General features: G+C 62.8%; 11 protein-coding genes. 10 read left to right on the top strand and 1 reads right to left on the bottom strand.

The window, feature by feature from the left end:
• Positions 1-30: 30 nt before the first annotated feature.
• From ASE80_RS18600 to ASE80_RS18585, 4 genes are read left to right on the top strand one after another with little or no spacing between them, the layout of a single operon-like run.
• Positions 31-1,146: an AAA family ATPase gene (locus tag ASE80_RS18600; RefSeq protein ID WP_056860232.1), complete on the top strand. Its 1,116-nt coding sequence runs from the start codon at positions 31-33 to the stop codon at positions 1,144-1,146.
• Positions 1,143-1,586 (top strand): bpX5 domain-containing protein, encoded by a 444-nt coding sequence (locus tag ASE80_RS18595; protein WP_056860231.1) that lies wholly within the window; start codon positions 1,143-1,145, stop codon positions 1,584-1,586. Before ASE80_RS18600 ends, ASE80_RS18595 begins: the two co-directional genes overlap by 4 nt.
• Complete coding sequence (locus ASE80_RS18590; RefSeq protein WP_056860230.1) at positions 1,573-3,378, top strand: hypothetical protein; 1,806 nt, start codon at positions 1,573-1,575, stop codon at positions 3,376-3,378. The genes ASE80_RS18595 and ASE80_RS18590 overlap by 14 nt, the downstream gene beginning before the upstream one ends.
• The gene (locus tag ASE80_RS18585; RefSeq protein ID WP_056860229.1) at positions 3,371-6,271 is read left to right on the top strand and encodes a bpX6 domain-containing protein; all 2,901 of its coding nucleotides are present in this window, start codon (positions 3,371-3,373) and stop codon (positions 6,269-6,271) included. Before ASE80_RS18590 ends, ASE80_RS18585 begins: the two co-directional genes overlap by 8 nt.
• Here ASE80_RS18585 and ASE80_RS18580 read toward each other — a convergent pair.
• Positions 6,258-7,157, bottom strand: coding sequence for a LysR family transcriptional regulator (locus ASE80_RS18580; protein ID WP_056860228.1), 900 nt, complete (start codon positions 7,155-7,157; stop codon positions 6,258-6,260). The two genes, ASE80_RS18585 and ASE80_RS18580, sit on opposite strands and share 14 nt — an antisense overlap.
• Positions 7,158-7,410: 253 nt before the next feature.
• Between ASE80_RS18580 and ASE80_RS18575 the strand changes: the two genes are divergently transcribed.
• The 6 genes from ASE80_RS18575 to ASE80_RS18550 all read left to right on the top strand — a co-directional run bounded on the left by ASE80_RS18575 (position 7,411) and on the right by ASE80_RS18550 (position 14,038).
• The gene (locus ASE80_RS18575; RefSeq protein ID WP_056860227.1) at positions 7,411-8,229 is read left to right on the top strand and encodes an FAS1-like dehydratase domain-containing protein; all 819 of its coding nucleotides are present in this window, start codon (positions 7,411-7,413) and stop codon (positions 8,227-8,229) included.
• A gap of 28 nt (positions 8,230-8,257) precedes the next feature.
• On the top strand, positions 8,258-9,421 hold the full coding sequence (locus tag ASE80_RS18570; protein WP_056860226.1) for an acyl-CoA dehydrogenase family protein: 1,164 nt from the start codon (positions 8,258-8,260) through the stop codon (positions 9,419-9,421).
• A 10-nt stretch (positions 9,422-9,431) separates the two neighbouring features.
• The gene (locus ASE80_RS18565) at positions 9,432-10,781 is read left to right on the top strand and encodes an MmgE/PrpD family protein (RefSeq protein ID WP_056860225.1); all 1,350 of its coding nucleotides are present in this window, start codon (positions 9,432-9,434) and stop codon (positions 10,779-10,781) included.
• A 9-nt stretch (positions 10,782-10,790) separates the two neighbouring features.
• The gene (locus ASE80_RS18560) at positions 10,791-11,984 is read left to right on the top strand and encodes a CaiB/BaiF CoA transferase family protein (protein WP_056860224.1); all 1,194 of its coding nucleotides are present in this window, start codon (positions 10,791-10,793) and stop codon (positions 11,982-11,984) included.
• A 14-nt stretch (positions 11,985-11,998) separates the two neighbouring features.
• Positions 11,999-12,814: an HpcH/HpaI aldolase/citrate lyase family protein gene (locus ASE80_RS18555; RefSeq protein ID WP_056860223.1), complete on the top strand. Its 816-nt coding sequence runs from the start codon at positions 11,999-12,001 to the stop codon at positions 12,812-12,814.
• A gap of 240 nt (positions 12,815-13,054) precedes the next feature.
• Positions 13,055-14,038 carry a TRAP transporter substrate-binding protein gene (locus ASE80_RS18550; protein ID WP_056860222.1) on the top strand — a complete coding sequence of 328 codons (984 nt, stop codon included), beginning with the start codon at positions 13,055-13,057 and terminating at the stop codon, positions 14,036-14,038.
• The last annotated feature ends 139 nt before the right edge of the window (positions 14,039-14,177 follow it).

Below are 14,177 nucleotides of genomic sequence, written 5' to 3'. Positions count from 1 at the left end.
TTCCCCGCTTTGGTTTCAGGGAAGATACCCATGATTGCTCAGTTGCAAAGCGCTGCCACGCAAATCCGCCACGCTGTGCGTAAGGCTACCGAGGGCTTGGTCGGGCGCGAGCAATTGGCCGAGCTGATTGTGCTGGCGGCGGTCGCCCAGGAACACATTCTGGTGATCGGCCCGCCTGGCACGGCCAAGAGCGCCGTGGTACGCCGTGTGGCGCAGTCCATGGGTGGGCGTTACTTCGAATACTTGTTGGGGCGCTTCACTGAGCCGTCGGAGCTTTTTGGTGCCGTAGACCTGAAGAAACTACGTGAAGGCACGGTGGAAACCGACGTCAGCGGCATGCTGCCGGAGGCCGACATCGTGTTTCTCGATGAAGTCTTCCTGGGCTCGACCGCCATCCTTAATACCTTGCTGGGCGTGCTCAACGAGCGCCGCTTTCGCCGTGGCCATACTCAAATCCAATGCCCGCTGCGGGTGTGTGTCGGCGCGGCCAACGGCTTGCCGGACGATGAAGCACTGGCGGCATTTGGCGACCGCTTCCTGTTGCACCTGTTTGTTGAGTCGGTGCCGGACAATCAACTGGAAGCCATGCTGGCGGGCGGTTGGCAGTCGGAGCAGCGGCCGGTGCAACAGTTGCTGGGGCTGGCCCAGTTGGACACGCTGAGCCAGGCCCTGAAAAACGTCGACCTGGGCGCGGTGCGTCCAGCCCTGGCCCAGGCGATTCGGCGCCTGCGCGACGCCGGCATACAGTTGTCGGACCGCCGTATCGTCAAGTCTCAACGGCTGATCGCGGCCGCCGCGTTGCTGGGCGGGCGACTGCAAGCCAGCGAGGCAGATCTGTGGCCGCTGCTGTATGTGCTGCCCACTAAAGAAACTCAGCAGCATGGCCGCGAGGTGCTGCGCGACCTGTTTGCCGCGTCCAGCAACAGCCACTTGTTCAGTGCGGTCGAAGAGGCCACCTTGCAACCGATGTCGCGCTTGAATCGCTTGCTGGAAACTGCGCAAGACTACCTGGCCCGCAGCGAGCCGCCCGACAGCCCGGCGCTCGAAGGGCTGCTGCGCGAGATCGACGCCAACTTCAATAGCGAGACAATGCCGGAACCCTTGCAGCAGGTACGCGGGCAACTGTCCCGAATGCTGACGCCATGAGTACCGGCAACTACGCCTGGACCTGGCGCCCAAGGCAGGTGCCTGCCGAGCCTCAAGCCGCCGTCGCATGGGGCGACGCCGCGCGCCGCTTGCATGCGCGCCTGCTGCTCGCAGATGAACAGGCTGCTCGCTTGCACGCTACCGCCAATGGCGATGTATTGGTCGTCACTGGGGTGGCGGCGGATTTGCCGTGGGTCGATGGCGTCGAATACGCCGCAGTACACCCCGGCGCACCTGGCGTATGGCTGCCCACCAGTTGGGAGCCGACAGTGCCGGTAGACCTGCTCGGCCAGACGCTGTCGGCACGTTTCAAGCGCTCGCCCTTATTGTTGTGGCGCGAACCGCACGCCGTCGTGCCGTTGGATCGCCTGTTGCCGGTCACGGTTGAACACCTTCAGCGCATCGCGACGCATTGGGGAGCCAACCATGCAACTGCCTGAAGCCCTGCAACCTTGGCGCCAGTGGCTGGAGTGGTTTGCGCCACAGCATCTGCCGCTGTTCGCCGACTTGCTTGGGCGCCTTAACCCGATGCTGGGGCCACTGCGCGGCAGGCAGCAAGGCGGCGTGCCTGAGCCGGATGGCGTGGGTGATCTGCAACGCCGTGGGCCTTACGAGCGTCTGCTTTCCAGCGAATGGCTGCTGGCCGATGAAGTGCCGGATGAGTTTATGCGCCGGGCTGTCGGCGGCGAGCATATGTTCCTGGCGCCGCAGTACCGCGCCCGTGAAGCCAACCGCCTGATTGTCGTGCTGTTCGACGCCGGCCCGTTGCAGTGGGGTGCGGCGCGGCTGGTGCATATCGCCTTGCTGATGCTGCTGGCCCGGCGTGCCGAGGAGGCAGGGGCGCAGTTGCGTTGGGGCATCTTGCAAGGCGAGCCGCTGCTGCATGAATTCGATAGCGCAGGGCAGCTCAAGCAGCTGCTCAAGGCGCGCACCTATGAAAATGTCGCCCCGGCGCACTGGAACGCCTGGCAGGAATGGCTGGCCACGCAGGGTGAGGCGTTGGGTGAGTGTTGGACAGTCGGGCAACGCTTGCCCAAGGACACGACCAAGACTTGTACGCACCGGGTTCAGGTGCAGCGCAGCCTGGATGGGCACAGCCTGTCATTCGAGTTGCAGGCCGGTTCTATGCGGCGCGTGCTGCTGCCTATGCCGGATGAGGCGCACGCGGTGCAACTGCTCAAAGGCCAGTTTGACGATGAAGTCCAGGCGCCGCCGCCGAATCTCGCACGTGCGGTGCCACGCGTAGCTTTGACTTTGCCGCCGGTAATCTCCAGCGCCGGTAACTATGTGGCGCTGCGCCTGCTCGATGAGGCGGGCATGGTGGTGATCAAGCTGCCGCACAAAAACCAGAAAAAGTCGCTGGAGGTTCGACGCCGTCTGTGGGGCAAGCATCAGCGCGTATTGAGCACCACCTTTCACCACCGCAGCCTCGGCGCTGTGTTGAGCGACAACGACAGCCTGACATTCTGGAACATTCCCGGTATGCCCACCGTCGACAAGCCCCCCCGTGAACAGCTGCAACTGCCACCGGGTACCGCGACGTTCCTGCCGAGTGTCTGGCTGCACAGTCAGAACTCCGTGCGTGTGTACTTGCTCGACAGCCAGGGGCGGCTCGCCTACTGGAAGTCGCGACAACTCTGCCAGGTGGCGGATGACGTAATGAGCCTGGTGCAGGTCGACCCCTTGACCATCGCTTATGCGCGCAGCGAAGGCGGGCAGATTGTCGCGTATTCCGGGTCTGCTGACGGTTTACGCGCCAATGGTCATGCGGTCGGCTCGGCAGCGGGCGTCAGCCAGGTGTTGTTGGCTGCCAACTTTTACTGGCGCCAGTACTGCGGTGGTTGCGCGCTGCTGACCACCCAGGACGGCCACCAGAGTTGGCGCCTGGTGACCCATGAAAGCTTTCCGGCGAAACACGAACAGATCGACTTGGCGCCGGGCTGGAAAGCCATCGGCCTGCACCACGCGTTCGCCCAACGACAGCTCTACTCACTGGTGCTGCTGGGGCCGAACCAGCACAGCGTCGGGCTGTACGCCGAGGGGCAACAGCGCACGTTGTTTACCACTTCGGCGCCGATTGCTCGCGCGAGCTTTTGCCCCATGAGCGGCTTGATCGCCGTACTGACCACTGACCGCGAATTACTGGTTTACTCGGTTGGCGAGCGCTCCATGCGTTTGCAAGTGATGTGCAACCAGGCACCGCAGCTCACCCAGGAAGCTGCCAATGCTTGAGCCAGAACGAATGCTGATTCGCCGCCCGCTGCTCACCGGGCACCAACAGATTGACGGCCTATGGTTTGCCGCCGAGCGTTTTGATGAAGACGAGCGCAGGCGCCTGATTCTCAATTATTGGCAAATCGACGCGCGTGCCTACCGCTTTGCCGACGGCGACTTGCTGCAGTTCCACACACCTTGCCCGGTACACTGCGAAAGCCTGCACGGCTGGCCGCTGATCCGCCAGGGCCTGGGCTTGTCGTCTGCCGCGCTGCACCCTGAGGAATTGCGCGGGCTGCCCGTTGCCGACTTGTGGCTGGTGCGCGGCAGCCAGATCCATGCACTGCAGCTGCGCGATGCACACGTACTGACGCCCGGGCTGTGGCTCGACATCAGCACCTACACGCTGCTCGACACGTTTGACTGCCATACCCCGTTGCCGGCAACGCTGCCGGATGCAGTGATCACCGACCTGCGTGAAATCCTCGGTGGGCCGCTGGAGCCCGTCAGCCCGGAGCGTGACGCAATCATGCAAGCGCTGCGTGCGCGTGCGCGTGCGCGTCACACGTCGAGTAAAGGGGCTGGCGCCAGTGCATCGCCTGCGCAAAACAATACGAATAGCACCCGTGAAGTATCTTCCCCGGTGCTGAAAATCGTGATTGGCTTGCTGCTGTTGGGGGGGCTGATCCGCCTCTTCGGCCAGAGTGATGCTGCCGCCATGCTGGCCACGCACACACAGTCCCTCAGCGGTATGCTTCTGAGCGCGCTGATCTGGATGGTTGTGATTACCGCGCTGCTGTTCGGGTTGAACCGCTTTCTGCACCGTGGCGCCTCGGCACCCGCCAAAGCGGCGCCCCGGCCGGTTGCCCCTGCACCCGCTGACCCAAGTATCGCTGCGCGTGCCACCCCGCGCAGGCACAAACCTGCGGCATGGCGCCGCTTGTTGACCCGGCTGACCCAGCATTCCCAGCTTTCCAAACTGTATGGCAAACGCCAGGCCGCCTACATGCAGCGCATGTTGGAGATGTTCGAAGACGGCAATTTCGAAGAAGCCTTGCGTCACGCCATCCCTTTGAACGGCGGTGCCTCAAGCGGTGAACAGAGCTTTGGTACGCCTCAGCGTCGCGAGGATTTGAGCCTCAGCCAGCAGGATGGCCCGGCGCGCTCGATGCTGTTTGAAGACGACTTGACCGAGCATCTGCGCCAGGTGTACCGCCAGACTTTTGAGCGCCTGGACCGAGCCGGTCGTATTGAGGAAGCGGTGTTTGTCCTTGCCGAATTGCTCAAGGAACATCAGCAAGCTCTCGATTACCTGGAGAAACACGCGCGCTATCAGCAGGCCGCCGACCTGGCTCTGGCGTGGGACATGCCGCCGGCGGTGATCGTGCGCCTGCTGTGCCTGGCCGAGCAGTGGCAGCGCGCCGTGCTGGTGGCGCGGCGCGACAATGCGTTCGCCGACGCCGTGGTGATGCTCCAGGCCAAGTCGTCGGAAGCCGCCGACCGCTTGCGCCTGGAATGGGCCGAGTCGTTGATCGCCAAAGGCCTGTGGTTGCAAGCCGTCGATGTTATTTGGAGCCTGACCGCAGAGCGCCCACGCGCCGCGCAATGGCTGCTCAACGCCGAGGCGGCCGGCGGGCGCTTGGGTATTGAGGCACTGGTTAAACGCGCGATCCTGTTGCCCGAAACGCTGCACGCGTACGGGCCGTGGGTCGAGCAATTGCGTGACGACCCCGCGCGCGCCAGCGAACGCGCCGCACTGGCGCAGGCCTTATTGCTGCACAAGGCCAACACCACCGCCCTGGCCTGGCTGGCCGGTGCCACCGTGCAGGCGATTCTGGCTGATCAATTCAGCGATCAAGGCCAGCTGACGCATAACCAGCTACAAGCGCTGGTCAAGATGAGTCGCGATAAAGCGCTTGCGGCGGATTTGCCGGGCCAGGCGCTGAAGCGTACGCCCGTGGTCTCGCTGGAGCGTTTGGGTGAAACCCGCGAGTGGTCCGCGCCGGCCGCTGGCAGCCGGCCGATTTTCGACGCCGCGCCGCTTGAAGACCAGCGTTACCTGGTGGCGCTGGGCGAGGCGGGCGTGATGGTGGTGGATGCGGCGGGCACAGCGTTGTTTCACTTTGCTGTACCGGCGCAGAAAATCGTTATTGCCCATAGCCGACAGGTTGCGTTGGTGCTGATCTGGCGGGGGAATGTATGGCGCGTGAGCAAACTGGACCTGGTCAATCGAGTCGCCAAAGACCTCGGTATGCTGGCCATGGATGTCTATGCAAACGCCTTTGATGGCAGCAACTGGACCATCGGCAAAGGCCCGCAGTTGCGCGTGGTGGATGTTGATCGTGGCTTTGAAACGCTCTGGCATGTGAGTGATCTACCGGAGCCGGTGCGGGCCATCAAGGTGGATGAACACAACGAATACCTGTGGTTGTCGGCGCCGGGCGGGTGCCTGATGCTGTGGCATTATCGTCTGCCGGAGCGGCGTCTGGTCAGCCGCGAAAGCGCGTTTGACATCGTAGCGACGGACTTCCAGGTTCCCAGTGCCACTGCTGAATCGGCGCAGTATCTGATCAAACACGATGATGAAACGCCCGTTCTGGTACTTAAGCAGCGCGGGATTCGAAAGGGCTACAGGTTGCCCGGTAACTTGCCGGATGAAGAATGGGATGATTCCGTCAGCCCGTTTCTATTTGAGGACTGGCTGCTGATCAGTTATCGGGTTGAGCAGCAGGACACGTGCTGGCACGTGATCCACCGTGCCAGCGATCGGCTTTGCGTCACGTTGCACTGGCCGCAAGCGCCGGCCCAGCTTCGCCGCCTGGGGTCTGATCTGTTGTTGTTCGATGGGCAGGGCCGACTGAGCCATATCAATACCGATAACGCCAGCCAGCGCAACATCAGCCTGCACTGAGTGTGTCCGGCATCAAGGTGGCGATCAACGCCCGAATGGAGCCGGGCAACGCTTCCAACTCGCGCACCAGAATACTGCGCTCGCGAATCGCCCACGGCTCATCGAGCTTCACCGTCACCAGCTGCATGGTCCGGCTGTGTCGCACGGCGGCGGACTCGGGAATGATGCCGATGCCCACGCCGGCCTCGACCATGCGGCAGATCGCCTCGAAGCTCGACACCTGAATGCGCAGCGATAAATGCTTGCCCAGGCGATCGACGTGTTCACGTAAAAAACTCAATAACGTGCTGCCTTCATGAAGGCCGATGTGCTGGTAAGCCAGGGTTTGCTCCAGCGTTACCGAAGGCTGGTCGGCCAACGGATGACCGACGGGCACCATCAGCACCAATTCATCGGTGCTGAAGTGCAACACCTGCAAACCTGCGGCCTCAACCGGCCCGGCAATGATGCCCATGTCGCTGGTGCCATCAAGCACGCCACGCACAATATCGCGGGACAAACGCTCCTGCAGGTCGACGGTCACGCCCGGGCGCTGGGACAGAAAACCCGCCAGCACCTCCGGCAGAAACTCGGTCACCGCCGTGGTGTTGGCGAAGATGCGGATATGCCCGGCCGAATCCACGCCGTATTGGGTGAACTCGCTTTTGAGGTAGTCCACCTGGCGCATGATCAGCCGCGCATGGTGCAGCAGCCGCTCGCCCGCCGGGGTGATCTCCACGCCACGGCTGTCGCGGTACAGCAGGCGCGTATCCAACTGACCCTCCAACGCCTTGATCCGCGCACTGGCGGCGGCCGGCGAGAGGAACGCACGCCTGGCGCCCTGGGTGAGGCTGGGGGATTCGGCGATGTGGATAAACAGGCGCAGGTCGGCGAGATCGAAATGCATGCAAACCCCTATTTTGGCAACGGTGAGCTTCAAGTGTGGGAGCTGGCTTGCCTGCGATAGCGGTATGTCAGCACCGATGATGTTTCTGGTACACCGCTATCGCAGGCAAGCCAGCTCCCACAGGATATGAGGGCGGACTCGAAGTTGGCGTTCAGCATAACCGAACGCTGGTTTATTGAAATGCAAATTCTCAGAACGGGCAGGCGCTTGCATGATCCGGGGCAGACATTCACTGCCCGAGGACCTGCACCCGATGAGCGCTACTGATTGGATCGGCCGAAGCGAGACCGCCCACGACCACTTGAGCCATAACCTGCTCAAACGCATTGCCGCCACTTTTGGCGACGCTGTGCCGGAACAGGGCGCCGATTTGCCGCCGCTATGGCAGTGGTGCTTTTTCCAGGATCCACTGCCGGAAACGGCCTTGGGCACTGACGGCCACCCGGCCCGTGGCGGCTTCCTGCCGCCGGCCGACAACCGCAATCGCATGTGGGCCGGTGGGCGCATCGAGTTCCTGCACGCCTTGCGCGCCGGTGAGGCCGCCGCTCGCGTGTCGACCATCACCCAGGTCGAAGAAAAGACCGGGCGAACCGGCTCGTTGTTGTTTGTCACCGTGCGGCATGACTATTCCCAGGACGGTCGCCTGGCGATCCGCGAAGAACAGGACATCGTTTACCGCGAACCGACGCCGCCCAAACAGGGCAGCGGCGACGCCTTGCCCGAAGGCGAATGGCAGGAGTCGATCAGCCCCACGCCAACCCTGTTGTTTCGCTACAGCGCCGTGACCTTCAACGGCCACCGCATCCACTACGACTACCCCTATGTCACCGGCACCGAAGGCTATTCAGGCCTGGTGGTGCACGGCCCGTTGATCGCTACCTTGAGCCTGCGCGCGTTTTGCCGCGCCCATCCCGGCGCAGCTCTGCGCCGCTTTGCCTATCGCGGCGTGCGCCCGCTGATTGCGCCGCAGCCGTTTGCTGTGGGTGGGAGGGTGATTGAACACGGGGTTGCAGAACTGTGGGCTGGTAACGCAGACGGCCTGGCTCAGAAAGCCGAAATCCACTTCGAATAATCCAAGAACAACAGGCGGAGAGCCGTTAATGAACCCCAATGACAACGAAGAACTCAACGCCATCCGCGAAGGCGTGCGCGCCTTGTGCGCCGAGTTCGATGCCGCTTACTGGCGCAAGGTCGACGAACAAAAAGGCTTCCCCGAAACCTTCGTCAAAGCCCTGACCGACGCCGGCTGGCTGTCGGCGATGATCCCTGAAGCATACGGCGGCTCCGGCCTGGGCCTGGCCGAAGCCTCGGTGATCCTCGAAGAGGTGAACCGTTGCGGCGGTAACTCCGGCACCGTGCACGGCCAGATGTACAACATGTTCACCTTGCTGCGCCACGGCAGCGAAGCGCAAAAAAGCTTCTACCTGCCCAAGCTCGCCAGCGGCGAATTGCGCCTGCAATCGATGGGCGTGACCGAGCCCACCACCGGCACCGACACCACCAAAATCAAGACCACCGCGATCAAGCGTGGCGACAAATACGTTATCAATGGCCAGAAGGTCTGGATCTCGCGCATCCAGCATTCCGATTTGATGATTCTGCTGGCGCGCACCACGCCGCTGGCCGAAGTGAAGAAGAAGTCCGAAGGCATGTCGATCTTCCTGGTCGACCTGCGCGAAGCCATCGGTAACGGCCTGACCGTGCAGCCCATCGCCAACATGGTCAACCACGAAACCAATGAGCTGTTCTTCGACAACCTGGAGCTGCCCCTCGACAGCCTGATCGGCGAGGAGGGCAAAGGCTTCAAGTACATCCTCGACGGCCTCAACGCCGAACGCACGCTGATTGCCGCCGAGTGCATCGGTGATGGCCGTTGGTTTATCGAAAAGGCCAGTGCCTACGCCCGCGACCGCGTGGTGTTTGGCCGCCCGATCGGGCAGAACCAGGGTGTGCAGTTCCCGATTGCCGAGGCGCATATCGAAATCGAAGCGGCGGACCTGATGCGCTGGCGTGCCTGTGAGGAATACGACAGCGGCAAGAATGCCGGGGCCAGCGCCAACATGGCCAAGTACCTGGCCGCCAAGGCGTCCTGGGAAGCCGCCAACGCCTGCCTGCAAACCCACGGTGGTTTCGGCTTTGCCTGTGAGTACGACGTGGAGCGCAAATTCCGCGAAACCCGCCTGTACCAGGTCGCGCCGATCTCCACCAACCTGATCCTGTCCTACGTGGCCGAGCACTTGCTCGAACTGCCACGCAGCTTCTGAGGGCCTGACCATGAGCCATACCCACGCCTTGTGTCGGTTCCTTGCGGACCTGAACTACGAACAATTGCCGGAAAGCGTACTGGCACGCACCGAAGACCTGTATCTGGACTGGCTGGCCTCGGCGCTGGCCAGCCAAGGCACGCACCCGATCCCGTTGTTTGAACGCTATGCACAAAAAATGGGACCCAGCAGCGGTCCCGCCCAGGTGATCGTCAATGGCGGCAGCACCAGCGCGTATTTTGCCGCGCTGGTCAACGCCGCATCCTCGCACCTGGTGGAGCAGGATGACCTGCACAACAGCTCGGTGCTGCACCCGGCGACCGTGGTGTTTCCGGCCGCGCTGGCTGCCGCCCAGGACCTTGGCAAATCCGGCCGCGAATTGTTACTGGCCTCGGTGGCCGGTTATGAAGCCGGGATTCGCATCGGCGAATTCATGGGCCGTTCCCACTACCGCATCTTCCACACCACGGCCACCGTCGGCACCCTGGCGGCGGCAGTTGCCGTGGGCAAGCTGATGGATTTTAGCCAGGAGCAGTTCATCAACCTGCTCGGCAGCGCCGGTACCCAGGCCGCCGGGCTGTGGGAGTTTTTGCGCGATGCCGCCGACTCCAAGCAACTGCACACCGCCAAGGCGGCGGCGGATGGCTTGCTCGCGGCGTATTTGACGGCGGACGGGTTGACCGGTGCGCGCAATATTCTGGAAGGCGACCAGGGCCTGGCGGCGGGCATGTCCAGCGATGCCGAGCCGCGCAAATTATCGGCCGAGCTCGGTAGCCGCTGGGCGCTGCTGGAAACCTCGTTCAAGTTCCACGCCTCGTGCCGTCACACCCATCCGGCCGCCGATGCGTTGCTGGATCTGATGCAGCGCGAAGGGCTGTGCGCTGCCGATATCGCCACGGTTGAAACGCGTGTCCATCAAGGTGCCATCGACGTGCTCGGCCGCGTGACCACGCCTGCCACTGTGCATCAGGCCAAATTCTCCATGGGCACTGTGCTCGGCCTGATCGCCGTACATGGCAAGGCCGGACTCACCGAGTTCCACGAACGGGCGTTGACCGACCCCGCCGTTGCGGCCTTTCGCGACAAGGTCAGCATGACCCTCGACGCGGAAGTCGATGCCGCCTACCCGCAGCGCTGGCTGGGCCGCGTCACCGTCACCACGCTCGATGGCCGCACGCTGCAGGGCGCCATCGACGAACCCAAGGGCGACCCCGGCAACACCCTGAGCCGGGTGGAGCTGGCGGATAAATGCCAGCGCCTTACCCAATTCAGCGGCGCGCGCACACCCGCGCAGGCCAATGCACTGATCGAGAAGGTCTGGAGCCTGCGCGATGCAGCGTCCATGGCCGACTGGCTTTGAGGAAGCGTCATGACTAATCAACGACCGCTGGACGGCATCACCGTGATCAGCCTGGAGCACGCGATTGCCGCGCCATTTTGCACCCGCCAATTGGCAGACCTCGGCGCCCGTGTGATCAAGATCGAACGCCCCGGCACCGGTGACTTTGCCCGTGGCTATGACGAGCGCGTGCGCGGCCTGGCCTCGCACTTTGTGTGGACCAACCGCTCCAAGGAAAGCCTGACCCTGGACCTCAAGCAGGATGAGGCCGGCGACATCCTCCAACGCCTGCTGGCCGATGCCGACGTGCTGGTGCAGAACCTCGCACCCGGCGCGGCGGCGCGCATGGGCCTGTCGTTTGAGGCGCTGCATGAGCGTTTTCCGCGGCTGATTGTCTGCGATATTTCCGGCTATGGCGAAGGTGGGCCTTACGAGAAAAAGAAAGCCTATGACCTGCTGATCCAAAGCGAGGGCGGCTTTTTGTCGGTGACCGGTGGCCCAGGTGAAGACCAGATGGCCAAGGCCGGTTGCTCGATCGCCGATATTTCCGCCGGCATGTACGCCTACAGCGGCATCCTCTCGGCCCTGCTGCTGCGCGGCAAGACGGGGCAGGGCAGCCGCATCGACGTGAGCATGCTCGAAAGCCTGGTGGAGTGGATGGGCTACCCGATGTATTACGCCTTCGACGGCGCGCCCCAGCCACCACGGGCCGGGGCGGCGCATTCGACGATCTACCCGTATGGGCCGTTTCCCACCGGCGACGGCGGCACGGTGATGCTTGGCTTGCAGAACGAACGCGAATGGGCGGCATTCTGCGACAAGGTGCTGCTCACGCCTGAGCTGGCTACCGATGAGCGTTTCTCGGCCAACTTCAAGCGTTCGGCCAACCGTGAGGCGCTGCGCCAGATCATCGTTGACAGCTTTGCGCAGTTGGACGCGCAAGCCGTGATCCAACGCCTGGAAGACGCGCAGATCGCCAGTGCCAGGGTCAACGACATGCAAGGCGTGTGGGACCACCCGCAGCTCAAGGCGCGTGACAGCTGGCGCGAAGTCGCAAGCCCGGCCGGGCCGCTGCCGTCGCTGTTGCCGCCGGCGCGCAATGCCGCGTTTACCCCGCGCATGGACGCCGTTCCCGCCCTGGGCCAGCACAGCCAGGGCATTCTCGATCAGCTTGGGTTTACGCCGGAAGCTGTGGACGGCCTGCGCGCACGCGGCGTTATCTAACAAGGAATTCAATGATGCCAAAGCCCTTAGTTCGTTCGGCCCTGTTTGTGCCCGGCAGCCGCCCGGAGCGGTTTTCCAAAGCCCTGGCCAGTGGCGCCGATGCGGTGATTGTGGATTTTGAAGACGCGGTAGAAGAACCCCTCAAGCGTCAGGCGCGGGATAACCTTGGGGTGTTTTTGCACGCGCATCCACAGGCTCAGGTGTGGGTGCGCATCAACGCGCCGGAGCATGCCGAGCATTTTGAAGATGTGGCGTTCTGTAAAGCCCACGCCAATGTGGCGGGTGTGCTGCTGCCGAAGGTGGAAAGCGCCGCGCAGGTGGCGGTGGTGGCGGCTGCCGGCAAGGTGATCTGGCCGATTATCGAAAGCGCCAAGGGTTTGCTGGCGGTGGCTGAAATTGCCCACGCGCCACAGGTTGAGCGCCTGTCGTTCGGCGGGCTGGACCTGGCGCTGGACTTGAACCTGAGCAGCGGTTCTGCGGCTGCGCAGTTTGCGTTGGATCAGGCACGCCTCGCATTGATCGTACATTCGCGCGCTGCCGGTTTGGTGGCGCCACTGGACGGCGTGCACCCGGCCATCGACGACCCTGAAGGTTTGCGCCGCTCGATCCGGCACGCCTATGAAATGGGCTTTGCCGGGGCGCTGTGTATCCATCCCAAGCAGGTGACAGTGATTCATGCAGCACTGGCGCCCAGCGCCGAAGACCTGGCCTGGGCCAAGCGCGTGGTTGAGGCGGGTGCCCATGGTGCCGGGGCTTATCAGATGGATGGGCAGATGGTGGATGCGCCGGTGTTGTTGCGTGCGCAAAGGCTGCTGGCCGCCCGACTCTGACTGACACAACCGGGAGCAAAATGTGGGAGCTGGCTTGCCTGCGATAGCGGTGGGCCCGCCCATGAATCGACTGCCTGACACACCGCCATCGCAGGCAAGCCAGCTCCCACACTGGATCTTCATTGTTCTGAAGTATGGCGTTCGGCCTGGCCGAACGCAGGTATCTAAAATTCGAAATTCACTACACGCACCACATCAGGCACCTTGCCCTGTAACACAACAATAAGAAGGTGATTCCCCATGCTCAAGCTTTCTCGGGCGCTGCTGTGCGCCGCCACTTTATTCGCCGCGGGCCTGGCCCAGGCGGCCGACCCGATTGTGATCAAGTTCGCCCACGTGGTCGCCGAAAACACCCCCAAGGGCCAGGGCGCGTTGTTGTTCAAAAAGCTTGCTGAAGAGCGCTTGCCGGGCCGTGTGAAGGTCGAGGTATACCCCAACTCCTCGCTGTTCGGCGATGGCAAAGAGATGGAGGCGCTGTTGCTCGGCGACGTGCAGATGCTGGCGCCGTCCCTGGCCAAGTTCGAGCAATACACCAAGCAAGTGCAGATCTACGACCTGCCGTTCCTGTTCAATGACCTGGCCGCCGTCGACCGTTTCCAGGCCGCTCAGGGCAAGGCATTGCTGACCTCGATGCAGGACAAGAACATCCTCGGCCTGGCCTATTGGCACAACGGCCTCAAGCAACTTTCCGCCAATAAAGCCCTGCATGAACCCAAGGACGCCCGTGGCCTGAAGTTTCGCGTGCAGGCTTCCAGCGTACTCGAAGAGCAGTTCAAGGCGATCCGCGCCAACCCGCGCAAGATGAGCTTTGCCGAGGTGTACCAAGGCCTGCAGACCGGCACCGTAAATGGCACCGAGAACACCTGGTCCAACTATGAAAGCCAGAAGGTCAACGAGGTGCAGAAGTACTTCACCGAGTCCAACCATGGCCTGATCGACTACATGGTGATCACCAACGCCAAGTTCTGGAACGGCCTGCCACCGGATGTGCGCGGCCCGCTGGAGCAGATCATGGTTGAAGTCACCGTCGAGGTGAACAAGCAGGCCGAAGCGCTGAACCAGTCGGCCAGGCAGAAGATCATCGACGCCAAGACCAGCGAAATCATCGAACTGACCCCGGAGCAGCGCCAGCTGTGGCGCGAAGCCATGCGCCCGGTGTGGCAGAAGTTCGAGGGTGAGATTGGCGCCGACCTGATCAAGGCGGCGGACGCCTCCAACCAGTAGCGCACATCTAATGTGGGAGCTGGCTTGCCTGCGATGGCATCACCTGGGTTTACCTGAAAAAACCAGGTGATGCCATCGCAGGCAAGCCAGCTCCCACAGAGATCCGCTTCGACATTTCGAGCCGGTTTCCACCCTGACA

It is taken from the genome of Pseudomonas sp. Leaf15, assembly GCF_001421425.1.
Taxonomy (GTDB): Bacteria; Pseudomonadota; Gammaproteobacteria; order Pseudomonadales; family Pseudomonadaceae; genus Aquipseudomonas; species Aquipseudomonas salomonii.
The sequence above is the reverse complement of the archived record's forward strand: the minus strand, read 5'-3'. Positions and strand labels throughout refer to the sequence as shown.